The following is a 14,078-nucleotide window of genomic DNA, read 5'->3' on the forward strand; positions in this document are numbered from 1 at the left end:
GAGCTCGAGCCATGGCCTTGAGCAGGGCGTTCTATGCCGAATCCAGCCACAACCCGAGCCCCCTACGCCCGCGTATAGCGAACCTGCCGCGCCTTCGCCGCGTCATACTCCGCCCGCCCCGACAGGTGCTCGGGCACCCCGACCTCCCACCACGCCCCGGCCTCGGTCCACGACGACGGTTGAGTGCGCACCACCAGCACCGCCGGACGGGACTCGCTGCGCGCCGCGTCGCGGGCCTGCACGTAGGCGTCGCGGAACTCGCCCAGATCAGTCGCGGTGAATGCCGCACAACCCAGCGAACGTGCGTGGCCTGCGAAGTCCACCCGTGGCGGCTCGGCGTGGCTGGTGCGGCAGTTGGCGTAGAAATTGTTGAACGGTTCGCCGCCCTGGCCTTCCTGCAGCCGGGCGATCACCGCGTAGCCGTCGTTGTCGCACACGACGGCGACCAGCGGGTGCCCGGCGAATGCGGCCGAGAACAACTCGGAGTTCAGCATCAGATAGGAGCCGTCGCCGAGCATCGTGGTCACCAGTCCGTCGGTGTGCGCCATCGCCGCACCCCACGCACCGGCGAGTTCGTAACCCATACAGGAGAATCCGTACTCCACGTCCATGGTGGGCGCGCCGCCGGTGGCCCGCCAGCCGCCGACGAGTTCACCGGGCATGCCGCCGGAGGCGGTCATGACGTAATCGTCCGGCCCACTCAGGTCGTTGACCACGCCCACCACCTGGGCATACGTGGGCGTGCCCGCCGTCGGTGCACGCAATGTGCCGATGTGCGCGTCCCACTCGGCGCGCCTCGCGGCCGCGGTGGCGGGCCAGGCGGTGTCGACTCGCCACCTCGACGAGTGAGTGTCGGCGCCGCCGGAAGCGTCTTGCCGAATGTTCGCCTGCCCGAGGGTGTCTCCGGCCAGATACTCCGCCAAATCCTGAAGCGTCACATCGGCGTCGCCGACGACCGCCAGCGCGCCATGCTTCACGGCATCGAAGCGGGCCGCATTGATGGTGATCAACGCGGCGTCGGGTGCGAAGACCGTCCACGACGCGGTGGTGAAGTCCTGCAACCGGGTACCGATCGCAAGCACCAGGTCGGCTTCTGCTGCCATGGTGTTGGCGGACGCGGCTCCGGTGACGCCGAGCGGTCCGGCATACAGCGGGTGCCAGTGTGGGACGAGAGTGCGGCCAGCGGTTGTCTCGACGACCGGAATACCATGTCGCTCAGCGAATTCCAGCGCTCGACCGCCCGCACCGGAGTAACGCACTCCGCCACCTAGCACGAGCAACGGCCGGGAAGAGGCGCGTAGCGCAGCAGCGGCATCGGCGAGGGACCGGCGGTCGGCGCGCGGTCGGAGGATGCGGTGCACGACCGGCTCGAAGAGCGACTCCGGGAACTCGTAGATCTCGGCCTGGACATCTTGCGGCAGTGCGAGAGTCACCGGCCCGGCGTCGGCCGCATCGGTGAGTACGCGCGCCACTTGGGGCAGTGTCGCGATCAACTGTTCGGGGCGGGTAATCCGGTCGAAGTAACGGCTCACCGCGCGGAACGCGTCATTCACCGTGCGGGTGGGGTCGTTGAAGTGCTCCACCTGCTGCAGCACCGGATCCGGCGCGCGAGTGGTGAACGTGTCGCCCGGAAGCAGCAGCAGCGGAAGCCGATTCGCGTGCGCCACACCGGCGGCGGTCACCATGTTCAACGCACCGGGGCCGATCGAGGAGGTCGCGACGCCGACCTGACGTCGATCGGTGGCCTTGGCCAGGCCGACCGCCGCGAGCGCCATGCCCTCCTCGGTATGCCCGCGCCAGACCGGTATCTCGTGGCGGCGCTCTTGCAGCGCGGTACCCAGACCCAGGACGTTGCCGTGCCCGAAAATAGCGAAAACAGCTGGAAACAACGGTACTTCGCGTCCGTCGAGCGTCTCCGAGCGCTGGGCGACCAGCCAGCTCACCAGTGCCTGCGCAGTCGTCAACTTCATGCGGATCGTCCTGGCTGGTCGGTGGACGAGCGCCGCGGGCCGCCTGCACAGGCGCGCAGGCGAGCGGCGAACGTCGGCGATGATCGGCGAATCAGCCCGTCCTCCGAGACCTCTGCTGTGTCGAGCGTCATGCGCGCCGTCCTTCGTGGTCGGTGACCGGGCAGCGTGGGTCGGTCGGTTGTTCCGCCCAACTGTCGCGCACCCAGCTGTGGGCGGGGTCGTCGCAGAAGGCCATCGAGCGTTCCGGGGCCGGGCCCGCAAGCACGTTGAGGTAGTACATCGGGTAGCCAGGGGCGGCAATGCACGGGCCGTGGTAGCCGTGCGGCACCAGGAAGACGTCACCGTCGCGGACGGCCACGTTCTCGTCCAGTGCGCCGTCGGCGGTGTATGTCCGGTGCATGCCGAAACCCTCGGTCGAGGTGGTGATCCCGTCGCGCCCGGCGATACGGAAGTAGTAGATCTCCTCGTTGACCACTTCGCATTCGCTCGCCTCGTCGTGCTTGTGCGGCGGGTACGAGGACCAGTTGCCCTCCGGCGTGATCAGTTCACACGCGTTGAGTTTGTCGGCGTGGTCCCATATTCCGGGTGCGCCGAAGCTGGTGACCTGCCGAGTCGCCCGCCCCGCGCCACGCACCTCGACCGGAACCTGCTCGGCCGGACCGTATCTCGGTTCCAGGCGATTCGCGCAGCGCGCCATCGGCAGCGCGACCTCCAGCTCGCCGACCGTCGACAGCTCGACCTCGGCATCGCGCGGCACATAGGCGAAGTCGGTGACGCGGGTGAAAACCGAATCCCGCCCGGCCAATTCGAACGCCAGGCCGTCCACGCGGACGGTGCACGACCCGGCCAATGGCAGCACGAACGCCTCGTACTCGCCGGTGTGCACGGTCCGCGTCTCCCCCGCGCCCAGGTGCAGCACCCGCAGTCCGGTGTAGCTCCACCCCGCACCTTCCGAGGTGAGGAGTACGGGATCCGGCCCATCGGTCAAACTCCCGGCCGGTCGATGCAGCTTCATCGAGCCTCCCAATTCCGAAGGGCGGCTCGGCCGAGCGGGTCCTGATGGACGACCGGCGCGGTCATCGGGCGTCCCTGGAGCACTTGTGCGGCCGCGTCCACCGCGGACGCGACATCCCCGTCGGGCGGGTAGAGGAGGGTACGGCCGACCACCAGGCCGCGCACGACCTCATGACTCAGTGCGCCACCCCAAGAGGCGAGATCCGCGGCCGGGTCGCCGGATGGCGCGCCGCCGAGCACGACCACCGGCAGTGTCGTCGCGTCGAGGACGAAAGAGTCTTGCGGCGCCGGAATTTTCAGCCAGGTGTAAGCGGAGGTGACACCGAGGCCGGACGCCACCGTGATCGCCCGCGCCAATGCCGGTGCGTCCCTGCTCATCACCAGGGCTCCGCTGTGGTCGCGGCGGTACGGCAGCGGCTCCACCATGGCCATCAGGCCGTGCGCGGCCAATTCGGAGACGGCCTGTGCGCAGGCATGCAGCGTCGGGATCGTGCCCGCATCCGAATCCACTAGGCGCAGCAGCATTTTGCCGCCATCCAGCCGGAATCGCACCAGTGCGTCGGCGTCGTATCCCGTGAAACGGTCGTCGATCTCCCACTCGGCACCCGCCAGACCGCCACGGTTCATCGAACCGATCACGATCTTGTCGTCCAGCGCGTCCAGCAGCAGCAGTTCCTCCACCACATCCGGAGAACCGAGCACACCGTCGACGGCCGGGTGCGCCAGCGCGACGAGCAGACGTTCCAGCAGGGTGCGACGGTCCGCCATCGCGGTCAGATCCGAGCCGACGCCGAGCGCGCCGCGCGCCGGATGGTCGGCGGCGACGAGGAACAGGGTTTCCTTGTCCGGCAACAGACTCGGGCGCCGGAGCCGTTTCGCATATGCCCGTTCGATCGCCGCAGGGTCGGTCGCGCGCACGTGCAGTAATTCGCGCCAGCGCTGATCGGTCAGATACACAGCACCTCCTCGATTTCGGCGTTCGTCGGCATCGCGTCGGCGCATGCCAGCCGCGAGGCCACCAACGCACCGGCGGCGTTGGCGTAGGTGGCGATCCGCTGCGGATCCCAGTCCGACAGCAGACCGTGGATCAACGCACCACCGAACCCATCGCCGGCGCCCAGCCCGCACACCACCTCGACACGGCACGGCGGCACCGACCAGCGTTCGTATTCGGTGGCGACGAGCACACCGTCGGCGCCGCGCTTGATCACCGCCAGGCGCACACCGCGGGCCAGCAGCCGGTCGGCCGCCGCGTCCGGATCGGCGGTGCCGACCGCCACCTGCACTTCGGTCCTGTTGCCCACCACCACATTGACGTGGTCGAGCATCCAGCTGATCTCGGCGCGCGCGGTGGCCTCGTCCGGCCAGAACATCGGCCGGTAGTCGAGGTCGAGCACGGTATGCCCACTGCGGGCCCGACGTTCCAGGATCGTCCGCTGGGTGGACCGGGCGGGTTCCGCGCTGACACCGGTGCCGGTGACCCACAGCAGTGGAACCGAATCCACGGCTTCCCAAGGGACTTCGTCCTCGGTGATGGTGAGATCCGGGGCGATGGGCGCTCGATAGAACAGCAGGGGCGGGTCGGCGGGCGGCGCGAGTTCGCAAAAGACCACCGGGGTATGCAGATTCGGCGCGGTCGTCACGTAGCTCGACGACACACCGAATCCCTCCAGCGCGGCCCGCACATAGTCACCGAAGCCATCGGGCCCGACCTTCGTGAGCACCGCGCTGCGCCTGCCCAGCCTTGCGGCGGCGACCGCGACATTGGTCGCGGTGCCGCCCAGGAACTTCGCGAACGTCTCGACCTCGGCCAGGCCCACACCGCTCTGTTGCGGATAGAGGTCGACACCGACGCGTCCGATCGTCAGGACCTCGAGGCCGGTCACCGTGCCACCGCCCTCATGTCCTCGCCGTCCGGCCAACGGTGCTCCGAGATTCCGGTGTCCTCATTCCGCCACCACCCGTAGTAACTCGCGTCGCACGACCCTCGTCTCGGCCTCGGCCGTCGCGACGAGGCTTTGGCTGTGGGTATGGCGCCGGGCGGTACCTCACGGCGTCACCACCCGCTCCAATTCGTGCTGCAAGGCGTCCAACTCGGCGCCGCCTGCCATCTGACTCGTCAGTTCCTGCACATCGATCTCCGACTTCTCGTAAGAACCGAGCATCGCGCCGCGCTTCAGCAGCAGGAACCGGTCACCGACCGGGTAGGCGTGGTGCGGATTGTGGGTGATCAGGATGACGCCGAGGCCGCTGTCGCGCGCTTGGACGACATACTTCAGCACGACACCGGCCTGTTTCACGCCGAGCGCCGCGGTCGGTTCGTCGAGAATCAGCACCTTGGCTCCGTGGTACACAGCACGGGCGATGGCGATGCACTGTCGTTGACCACCGGAGAGTGTGCCGACCGGCTGCTCCATGTCCCGGATTTCGATTCCCATGTCCTCCAACGCCTGTCGCGCGATCTCGCGACCCTTGCGGCGATCGAGCAGTCGCAGCGGACCGTATCCGAGGGTCGGCTCGGACCCGAGGACGAAGTTTCGCCAGACGCTCATCAGCGGCACCACGGCGAGGTCCTGGTACACCGTCGCGATGCCACGGTCCAAAGCCTCTCGGGGCGAGGACAATCGGATCGTTTCACCGTCCATCCGCAGTTCGCCGCGGTCGTGCTGGTGGACTCCCGCGAGAATCTTGATGAGGGTCGATTTGCCCGCGCCGTTGTCGCCGAGGATGCAGGTGACCTCGCCCGCGTTCACCACGGTGCTGACATCCTGCAGCGCCACAACGCCGCCGTAACTCTTGCCGATATCGATCGCTTCGATCAGTGGAGTAGTCATCGGCGTACCCTCTCGGCTCGCTTCTGGAATCTGTTATTGACCAGCACCGCGGCCAGCAGGAGCACGCCGAGGAACAGCATGAACCAGTCGCTGTCCCAACGGGCGAACACAATGCCCTGCCGCGCCATGCCGAAGATCAGCGCACCGATCGCGGCGCCGATCGCCGATCCGAAACCACCGGTCAGCAGGCAGCCGCCGACCACGGCCGCGATGATGTAGTGCAGTTCGAGCCCGACCCCCTGATTCGCCTGCACGCTGGAGAACCGAAGGATGTTGCAGGAGCCGACCACCCATCCGGCGAATGCCGTGCCCATGAACAGCAGGATCTTCGTCCGTATCGCAGGCACCCCGATGGCGCGCGCGCTCGGCAACGAACCGCCCACCGCGAAGATCCAGTTGCCGAACCTGGTGCGCACCAACACGAGTGAGGCGACCGCGGTCACCACGACCCACCAGAGGACCGAGGCCTGAATGGTGAGGCCGCCGATGTTCATGGTCGAGGCGAACACCGAGCCCGCCGACTGATAGCCTGCCGCGCCACGCACACCCGACACCTGAACCGTGTTCGTCACCAGCCGTGTCACACCGAGATTCAAGCCCTGCAACGCGAGAAACGTACCGAGCGTGACAATGAAGCTCGGCAAACCGGTGCGCATCACCACCCAGCCGTTGAATGCTCCTACGACCAAGGCGAATACGAGCGACGCCAGCAGCGCCAACCAGATGTTCCAACCCGCGTGCACCGAGAGCAGCGCGGTGACCAGCGCGGTGGACGCGGTCATCACGCCTGCGGACAGGTCGAATTCGCCGCCGATCATCAACAACGCCACCGCGACTGCCATGATGCCCAGCGTGGACGAATCGTCCAGCCAGGTCCCGACACCCAGGGGGCTGAGGAAACGGTCGGTGATAACCGAGAAGAACACGAACACCAACAGCGCGCCGAGCAAGGCCCCGATCTCGGGCCGCACGACCATCCGCTGCCACAGCGTCGGACCGTCCGGCCGCTGCGTCGGTGTGGTGTCGGGTGTTTGCGTGGCAACAGTCATATCAACTCACCGATTGCCCCGCGCCACCAGCGCGGCGACGGCCTCGACGTTGCTCTTGTCGACAAAGGCAGGACCGGTCTGCACCGGTGCGCCGCCGCCGACGCTGTTCATGTTCGACCGGTACAGCTTCAGCATCACGACGGGCAGATAACCCTGCTCGTACTGCTGTTGGTCGACCGCGAAGAGCAGCTTGCCCGCTCGAATCGCCTCGACCACATCGTTGTTGAGGTCGAAGGTGGCAACCGTTGCGGCAGAGCCCGATTCCTTCACCGCATCCACCGCGCGCGCCGCCACCTGCGAATTCAGCGTTAGTACCGCGTCGATCGACTTGTCCGCCTCCAGCGCGCCCTTGATCCGGGACTGCGCGTCGGTCGGGTTGTTGATGTCGACCTGCAGCGTGGTCGCATTGCCGAATCCCTTTGCGGCGCCGTCGCAGCGCTGGTTGGCGCCGATATTGCCTGCCTCGTGGATCACGCACAGCAGCTTGGTCTTGTGCGCATCAGCGAGACGTTTGCCCGCGTTCTGGCCGGCGAGCGTCTCGCTTTGTCCCACATGGCCGATCGCGCCGAACGTGGCGCTGTCGTTCTCGCCCGAATTGATGGTGACCACCGGAATGCCAGCGGCGACAGCCTTTTCGATCGACGATCGCAGCGCCTCCGGGTTGGCCATCGAGACGACCAGACCGTCGACGTGTTGCGCCACCGCGTTATCGATGAGCTTCGCCTGTTGGCCCGGGTCACCGGAAGACTGGTAGTCGACGCGGACGCCGAGGTCCTTGCCCGCCGCCTGGGCCCCGTTCTTGACGACATTCCAGAAGGCATCACCGGCGCTGCCGTGGGTCACCACGGCAACGGAGCCCAATTTGCCTTCGGCAGTAGGGGCTTGGGTGGTCGAGGGATTGCTGTCGGAGCCTGGGCCGCTGCACGCGGCGAGCACGGCAACCGTCGCCATACACGGCAGCAGCGCGCGCGACCGCCGCCACCCGGTGGCCGCCCGACGCGATCGAATTGACATCATTGTCATCACTTCCCAACTAGATTCGTACGACTTGCCAGTGTGGAGCCAAGGCTCGCGAGGTAATTCAAGCTGAGTTCGGCATCCCGACTCGGCAGCTTTGCCGAATCGGTGGGGCTCAGTGCGGCGTCCTGCTCTATGACGTACCAACCCTGGTAGCCGGCCTCGTGGACGGCGCGCACCAGGGCGTCGATATCGACGTCGCCTGCGCCGAGCGGGACATACAGTCCGCGACGCACAGCCTCGCTGTATTCCACTGCGCCACTGCGGACCTCGTCGGCGATCGCGCTGCGAACGTCCTTGAGATGAATGTGGCCGACGCGGTCGGGGTACCGCTGGGCCAGTCGCACCGGGTCGGTGCCACCGATGAGTAGATGCCCGGTGTCGAGGCAGAGGTCGAGATCGGAATCGGCGAGGAAGCGGTCGACTTCGGCTTCGGTCTCGACATAGGTGCCGACGTGCGGGTGCAGCGTGGTGCGCAGACCGTGTTCCGCGGCGACATCCCCGATCGCGGCGGCGGATTCGACGAGGGTCCGCCACTCGTCGTCGGAAAGCGTTGGGCGCGTGTCGTATCCGTCGAGTCCGGTCGCGGCAGCCAGGACGAGCACCTCGGCACCCGTCGCGGCGAACAGGGCGGCGGTTTCCCGTGCGGTTTCGATCGCGCGCTGTGGGTCCTTATGCAGTGCGAGAGCGAGGAAGCCACCGACCGAGCTGACGCCGAACCCGTCGAGCAGCGCACGCAATTCGACTGGATCCTGGGGTAGGTACCCGGGTGGGCCGAGTTCCATCGCGGAGATCCCGAGGGCGACCATCTCGGTCAGCACGGTGCGCGCGTCGAGCACGTGGCCCCAGCCGGGGACTTCGCAGACTCCCCATGAGATTGGCGCGGCCGCGATACGCAGCGGGTAGAGCGGTTCGGTCATCGGGACTTCTCCGACCTTCGGTGTCTATCGACGTGTACGCTCCAAACTGTTGGAGCGCTCCAACTATGTAACGTAGGTCATAGCGTGTCAAGTACTGCTTCGGCAGCCTATATAACGCTATTACCTGCGAATATAACGTCCACCTGTGCTGATGAAGAGGCGGTGACGCGTGAAAATGTCCAATTAGAGCGCTCTATTGCTTCGCACGCGCCAACCTTGTAACGTCCGACACCGCAGGCATCACCGAACGCGGAACGGAGGCGACATGACGCGACCGACCATGGACGACGTCGCGGCCCGCGCCGGCGTCTCCCGCGCGCTGGTCTCTCTCGTCATGCGCGACTCCCCCAAAGTGAGCGAGCACCGCCGCCGCGCCGTGCTCGAGGCCGCGAAAGACCTCGGCTACCAACCGCACATCATGGCGAGATCCCTGGCCAGCCGGACCTCGAACATCGTCGGCGTCATGGTCTCCGACCTGCGCAACGCCTTCTTCGCCGACGTCGTCGAGGGCATGGACGCGGCCGCGCAGGACGCCGGGCTGGAGCTGATCCTCAATACCGGCCGACGCAGCACCGCCCGCGAACGCACCGCGCTGGAAAGCCTGTTGTCCTTCCGCCCCGGCGGCATCATCCTGCTGTCACCGGTGCTGCCCGTCGCCGCGATCCGCGATGCGGCACAACAGGGTCCGGTCGTCCTCGTCTCCCGCAGCTCCACCATCCCCGACGTGGACACCGTCAACGACGACGGCGAAGTCGGCGCTGCGCTGGCCGTCGATCACCTTGCTGCCCTGGGCCATCGCCGCATCGTGCACCTCGACGGCGGCGCGGCCTTCACCTCCGCCGCGCGCCGCCGCGGCTACCGCGACGCCATGGCGCGAAACAGCCTGGAGCCGATGATCATCCCGAGCGAACACACCGACTCAGCAGGCATCGCCGCCGTGCAGAAACTCCTGAACCTCTTTTCCCACAACAACTTCCCCACCGCGCTGGTGTGCAGCAACGACTTCAACGCCGTCGGCGCCATGTCCGCACTGGAAGAGGCGGGATTGCGGGTGCCGCACGACGTTTCCATCGTCGGCTACGACAACACGTCACTGGCGGCGCTGCGGCATGTCTCTCTGACCACCATCGATCAGCCACGCACCGAAATGGGCCGCTTGGCCATCGAAGCGCTGACCGAACGCCTCCGCGACGGCCGCACCGATCCGGTCCGTCGTCGCCTACAGCCCTCGCTGGTCGTCCGCGCGACGACGGCCATACTCCGCAGCTGAATCAGGCCCTATGGGCCACCCCGAGTTCGAACTCACATCCGATGGCGAATTCCCCACCACACGATGAGTTTCACCAGGAGGAGCGACGATGACATCCGCAACAACCGTCACCTTGGGCCTGGCAGGCACCGGACGAATCGGCACCTCACACGCCGAAACCTTGAAACATCTCCCCGGCGTCGAGACCGTCATCGTCGCCGACGCCGACCAGGAACGCGCCCGCACCACCGCCGCCAAACTCGGCGTCGAATTCGCCCCCGACATCGATACCCTTTTCGCCTCCGACATCGACGGCCTCGTCATCGCCACCGCCACCGATTCCCACCCCGAACTGATCACCCGCGCCGTCGACGCGGGCATCCCCGTTTTCTGCGAGAAGCCGGTAGCCGCCGACATCCAGGGCACGTTGGACGTCATCGACCACATCCAAAACTCCACCGTTCCAGTCCAAATCGGCTTCCAACGCCGCTTCGACGCCGGCTACCAGGCCGCCCGCGAAGCCATCAGGTCCGGCACCCTCGGGTGGCTGCACACGTTACGCGCCACCACCCTCGACCCGGCACCACCGCCCGCCGAATACATTCAGCGATCGGGTGGGTTGTTCCGGGACTGCGGTGTGCATGATTTCGACATCATCCGGTGGGTGACCGGACGTGAAGTCACAGAGGTCTACGCGGTCGGCGCCAACCGCGGGGAATCCTTTTTCGCCGACGCGGGCGACGTCGACACCGCCGCCGTCCTGCTGCGTCTCGACGACGGCGCCCTCGCCACCGTCTCCCTCACCCGATACAACGGGGCGGGGTACGACGTCCGACTGGAAGCGTTGGGCTCCAAGGGAAACGCCGTCGTCGGCCTGGACGACCGCTCACCCTTGACTTCGGTCGAACCCGACTACACCCCTTCCCCCTACCCCGCCTACCCCGGCTTCATGGACCGCTTCCGCCGCGCCTACACCGAAGAACTGGCCGCCTTCGTCTCCGTCGTGACCGGCGAACTCGACAACCCTTGCAGCCCCAACGACGCCCTCGAGGCGTTCTATATCGCCGAGGCTTGCGAACTTTCCCGCCGGGAATCACGGCCGGTCACGGTAGCCGAACTCCGCCGTTGATTCCGGTTCACCGGTAGACGGCCCGCCTACCGGTGACAATCAACGTCGCTCGGATCAAGAATCGCGCAGACACCACCGCTGACAGCCCTGGGCCTGATCATGAAGTCCTGGAATCGTTTGCCGTCATAGCCAAGCCAATCAGGTAGCTGGCTGGAAGCGCACCGCTACAAACCTCGAGGTCGGCACGCGCGCATGCGTAGAAATCATCGCGCCTCAGTGCCAGCTCCCTGTGGTAACGGTCGTAGGCGTTTCAGACGACACCAATACGAGACATCAACGTTTCACATCAGACTGAATTAGCCAGGGAGTACTTACGTGCTGGAACTCGATCAGTTCAGCGCAGGGTGGGTAGCCCCCGCCCTGGCCTACACCATGTCGGTCGTCGGATCGATCGTCGGTCTGAGATGTACAGTCCATGCCCGAGCGTCTCGCTGGCGCGACGGCTGGCTCGTCGCCGCGGCCGTCGCTCTCGGCGGTACCGGCATCTGGGTCATGCACTTCACCGCGATGCTCGGCTTCGCCATCCGCGGGGAGAGAATCCGCTACGACGTGCCGATGACCATGCTCAGCGCGGCGGTAGCGATCGTGGTGGCGTGGCTCGGATTGTCGATCGTCGTTTACGGTCGACGGGAGAGCCTGACACTGCCGCTCGGCGGCGCCATCACCGGTTTCGGTGTAGCCGCCATGCACTACATCGGCATGCACGCGATGAAAACCAACGCGAGGATCGAATACAACCGCTCGCTCGTCGCGCTATCGGTCGTGATCGCAGTGGTCGCCGCGACGGCGGCGCTATGGTTTGTACTGCACGTGCGCGGCTTTGGCGCGACTACCGGGGCGGCGCTGATCATGGGCCTCGCGGTATCCGGCATGCACTACACCGGAATGGCGTCGATGAGCGCCCACCACGGCGACCACATCGGCACACCCAACGGCGCCGAACCCTTCCAGCTGTTCAGCCCGCTGATCCTCATCGTTACCCTGGTCACGATGATATTGATCATCCTGGTCGGCGCGGCCGAAATCGAGGAGCGCAGCACACCCGACCCGCTCCCAGGTCCTGCAGGATCGACAGCCAACCCCGCCGTCACCACCAGCGATCGCCGATGGCGGCGGCGCGTCGATAACTGACCGGTTTCACGCGCGGCATGCCCGGCTTGGGGCGGTGCTCACAAGGCCTCCCACCGCCAAGGCCGCGGCACCGATCCGCGCAAGCATGCGATCCGATGCCGCGCCTGCGTAGCAGCGGCGTCACTGGAATGCGCTTGCCCGAGAGCGAAACCCACCCAACGCAATTCCTGGATATCGGCAAGCAGCCGAAAGCCCGGCCAGGTGGTGACGTCGTAGCCGCCATACGCCTCGACGAACGACCGATACTCCGGCTCGGCTATACGGCTGAAATCCTCGTAGTCGACGGCGGGGAGCTGGCCCATATGCGCCACAACTTCTTCGCCGCAGGTGAGCCGTACCACGGGCTGAGGCGAAACTTCGTGCACAAAGTGCGTCCGACCCGGACACCGCCGCATCTGCTCGACTGACTGCGCCGCACCCGCCCGAATCGACAACCGCTCGGTCCACCCCTCAGCGCCTGGGGACATCGTCGGCCCTGCCTTAAACGACGACGGCGAGGTCGGCGCCGGTCTCGCCGTCGATCACCTGGTGTCCCTCGGGCATCGGCGCATCGTGCACCTCGACGGCGGCGCCGCCTTCACCTCCGCACCGCGCCGCAAGGGCTACCGTGCCGCCATGCAGCGCCACGGCCTGGAGCCGATGGTCGTCCGCCGTGCGCAAACTGCTGAATCTGTTCTCCCACAATAACTTTCCCATCGCACTGGTCTCCCTCAGTGCCCATCTCGACTCTCACAGTCGATCGACCGGGTAGGCGGGTTCGCGCCCTGCGAGGACATCAATCACCGCTTGTGCGGCCGACATACCTGCCCGGATGCGCGCTTCTGTCGTCTGACCAGCCAGGTGCGAGCTGACGAGCACGTTGTCGAAGCCGCGCAGTGGACTCGAGACAGACAGCGGTTCGTATGTGACGACGTCGAGTGCCGCGCCGGCGATCTCGCCTGCGGCCAGGGCCTCGACGAGCGCGTCCTCGTCCACCAGGCTGCCTCGCGCGGTATTGACCAGGATCGCTGTGCTTTTCATCGACTGCAGGCGTTTGCGGTCGATCAAGTGGCGGGTCGACTCATCGGCGCGGACGTGCAGCGATAAGTAGTCCGCAGTCGAGGTGACAGTATCGAGGTCGACGAATTCGATACCCGGTTCGTCGGCGTCCGGGTGTGCGGAACTCACCGCCACGGCCATGCCGAAGGCTCGGGCCAGTCGTGCGACAGCTCGACCACTGGGTCCGTATCCGATAATTCCGAGTGTGGATTCGCGAAGCTCGCGGCCGGCATCGCGGGGCCACTGCCCGTTTCGGACACCATCGAGGACCGCGGGAAGTTTCCGCGCGACCATAAGGATCAGAGCCATCGTCATTTCCGCGACCGCGTGGTGGTTGACGCCGGGGGTGTTGCACACACGTACGCCGCGGCGGGCGGCCGCGGCGACGTCGACCGATTCGTAGCCGACGCCGCTGCGAGCGATGACTTTCAGCGAGGATGCGTGCTCGAGCATATCCGCGGTGACCGGTTCGCTTGCGATGATGGCGCCGTCTATTCCGTCGAACAGGGCCAACGCCTCATCGCGGCTACGGGCAGCGAGGGCAGGAGAGTAGGTCACCTCATGGCCGTGCCGGCGGAGAATGTCGTCGATCTCGTCACCGGGACAGAGGTAGTCGGTGGTGACCAGTACACGTGACATGCGCGAATCCTCTCGAAACGTGTTGCACCGTTGGTGCGGCTTTCAGCGGTCAACTCAGGCATACCGGATGGGCCGGCCAGTCGCGGGG

The 14,078-nt window shown here is 66.4% G+C and carries 14 protein-coding genes; 4 read left to right on the forward strand and 10 right to left on the reverse strand.

Annotation, left to right across the window (positions count from 1 at the left end):
• Positions 1-62 precede the first annotated feature (62 nt).
• From iolD to ACV7NQ_RS03220, 8 genes are all read right to left on the reverse strand, one after another.
• On the reverse strand, positions 63-1,970 hold the full coding sequence (gene iolD / locus ACV7NQ_RS03185) for a 3D-(3,5/4)-trihydroxycyclohexane-1,2-dione acylhydrolase (decyclizing) (protein WP_463358221.1): 1,908 nt from the start codon (positions 1,968-1,970) through the stop codon (positions 63-65).
• Positions 1,971-2,097: 127 nt separating this feature from the next.
• Complete coding sequence (gene iolB, locus ACV7NQ_RS03190) at positions 2,098-2,985, reverse strand: 5-deoxy-glucuronate isomerase (RefSeq protein ID WP_463358222.1); 888 nt, start codon at positions 2,983-2,985, stop codon at positions 2,098-2,100.
• The gene (locus tag ACV7NQ_RS03195; protein ID WP_463358223.1) at positions 2,982-3,941 is read right to left on the reverse strand and encodes a Cgl0159 family (beta/alpha)8-fold protein; all 960 of its coding nucleotides are present in this window, start codon (positions 3,939-3,941) and stop codon (positions 2,982-2,984) included. The genes iolB and ACV7NQ_RS03195 overlap by 4 nt, the downstream gene beginning before the upstream one ends.
• Positions 3,932-4,870 (reverse strand): 5-dehydro-2-deoxygluconokinase, encoded by a 939-nt coding sequence (gene iolC, locus ACV7NQ_RS03200; protein ID WP_463358224.1) that lies wholly within the window; start codon positions 4,868-4,870, stop codon positions 3,932-3,934. Before iolC ends, ACV7NQ_RS03195 begins: the two co-directional genes overlap by 10 nt.
• A 162-nt stretch (positions 4,871-5,032) precedes the next feature.
• Positions 5,033-5,818, reverse strand: a complete 786-nt coding sequence (locus tag ACV7NQ_RS03205) for an ATP-binding cassette domain-containing protein (protein ID WP_463358225.1) — start codon at positions 5,816-5,818, stop codon at positions 5,033-5,035.
• Positions 5,815-6,867 (reverse strand): ABC transporter permease, encoded by a 1,053-nt coding sequence (locus ACV7NQ_RS03210; protein WP_463358226.1) that lies wholly within the window; start codon positions 6,865-6,867, stop codon positions 5,815-5,817. Before ACV7NQ_RS03210 ends, ACV7NQ_RS03205 begins: the two co-directional genes overlap by 4 nt.
• 6 nt (positions 6,868-6,873) lie before the next feature.
• Positions 6,874-7,890: a sugar ABC transporter substrate-binding protein gene (locus tag ACV7NQ_RS03215; RefSeq protein ID WP_463365521.1), complete on the reverse strand. Its 1,017-nt coding sequence runs from the start codon at positions 7,888-7,890 to the stop codon at positions 6,874-6,876.
• The gene (locus tag ACV7NQ_RS03220) at positions 7,890-8,804 is read right to left on the reverse strand and encodes a TIM barrel protein (RefSeq protein ID WP_463358227.1); all 915 of its coding nucleotides are present in this window, start codon (positions 8,802-8,804) and stop codon (positions 7,890-7,892) included. The genes ACV7NQ_RS03215 and ACV7NQ_RS03220 overlap by 1 nt, the downstream gene beginning before the upstream one ends.
• 265 nt (positions 8,805-9,069) lie before the next feature.
• Between ACV7NQ_RS03220 and ACV7NQ_RS03225 the strand changes: the two genes are divergently transcribed.
• The 3 genes from ACV7NQ_RS03225 to ACV7NQ_RS03235 all read left to right on the forward strand — a co-directional run bounded on the left by ACV7NQ_RS03225 (position 9,070) and on the right by ACV7NQ_RS03235 (position 12,313).
• Complete coding sequence (locus ACV7NQ_RS03225) at positions 9,070-10,074, forward strand: LacI family DNA-binding transcriptional regulator (RefSeq protein WP_463358228.1); 1,005 nt, start codon at positions 9,070-9,072, stop codon at positions 10,072-10,074.
• A gap of 88 nt (positions 10,075-10,162) precedes the next feature.
• Positions 10,163-11,182, forward strand: a complete 1,020-nt coding sequence (locus ACV7NQ_RS03230; RefSeq protein ID WP_463358229.1) for a Gfo/Idh/MocA family protein — start codon at positions 10,163-10,165, stop codon at positions 11,180-11,182.
• Between the two features lie 315 nt (positions 11,183-11,497).
• Positions 11,498-12,313 (forward strand): MHYT domain-containing protein, encoded by an 816-nt coding sequence (locus ACV7NQ_RS03235; protein WP_463358230.1) that lies wholly within the window; start codon positions 11,498-11,500, stop codon positions 12,311-12,313.
• Between the two features lie 38 nt (positions 12,314-12,351).
• On the opposite strand, the gene ACV7NQ_RS03240 is transcribed toward ACV7NQ_RS03235, so the two are convergent.
• Positions 12,352-12,615, reverse strand: a complete 264-nt coding sequence (locus tag ACV7NQ_RS03240) for a hypothetical protein (protein ID WP_463358231.1) — start codon at positions 12,613-12,615, stop codon at positions 12,352-12,354.
• Between the two features lie 223 nt (positions 12,616-12,838).
• Here ACV7NQ_RS03240 and ACV7NQ_RS03245 point away from each other — a divergent pair, with 223 nt between their 5' ends.
• On the forward strand, positions 12,839-13,000 hold the full coding sequence (locus tag ACV7NQ_RS03245; RefSeq protein ID WP_463365522.1) for a hypothetical protein: 162 nt from the start codon (positions 12,839-12,841) through the stop codon (positions 12,998-13,000).
• Positions 13,001-13,042: 42 nt separating this feature from the next.
• Here ACV7NQ_RS03245 and ACV7NQ_RS03250 read toward each other — a convergent pair whose 3' ends face one another.
• Positions 13,043-13,990 (reverse strand): phosphoglycerate dehydrogenase, encoded by a 948-nt coding sequence (locus ACV7NQ_RS03250; protein WP_463358232.1) that lies wholly within the window; start codon positions 13,988-13,990, stop codon positions 13,043-13,045.
• Positions 13,991-14,078: the final 88 nt, after the last annotated feature.

This window comes from Nocardia sp. Tas62D01 (genome assembly GCF_055232035.1).

Coding starts and splice junctions, on each gene's coding strand:
- ACV7NQ_RS03225 (WP_463358228.1), top strand. CDS start 9,070: ATGACGCGACCGACCATGGACGACGTCGCGGCCCGCGCCGGCGTCTCC.
- ACV7NQ_RS03215 (WP_463365521.1), bottom strand. CDS start 7,890: ATGACAATGATGTCAATTCGATCGCGTCGGGCGGCCACCGGGTGGCGG.
- iolB (WP_463358222.1), bottom strand. CDS start 2,985: ATGAAGCTGCATCGACCGGCCGGGAGTTTGACCGATGGGCCGGATCCC.
- ACV7NQ_RS03250 (WP_463358232.1), bottom strand. CDS start 13,990: ATGTCACGTGTACTGGTCACCACCGACTACCTCTGTCCCGGTGACGAG.
- ACV7NQ_RS03240 (WP_463358231.1), bottom strand. CDS start 12,615: ATGGGCCAGCTCCCCGCCGTCGACTACGAGGATTTCAGCCGTATAGCC.
- iolD (WP_463358221.1), bottom strand. CDS start 1,970: ATGAAGTTGACGACTGCGCAGGCACTGGTGAGCTGGCTGGTCGCCCAG.
- ACV7NQ_RS03230 (WP_463358229.1), top strand. CDS start 10,163: ATGACATCCGCAACAACCGTCACCTTGGGCCTGGCAGGCACCGGACGA.
- ACV7NQ_RS03220 (WP_463358227.1), bottom strand. CDS start 8,804: ATGACCGAACCGCTCTACCCGCTGCGTATCGCGGCCGCGCCAATCTCA.
- ACV7NQ_RS03210 (WP_463358226.1), bottom strand. CDS start 6,867: ATGACTGTTGCCACGCAAACACCCGACACCACACCGACGCAGCGGCCG.
- ACV7NQ_RS03205 (WP_463358225.1), bottom strand. CDS start 5,818: ATGACTACTCCACTGATCGAAGCGATCGATATCGGCAAGAGTTACGGC.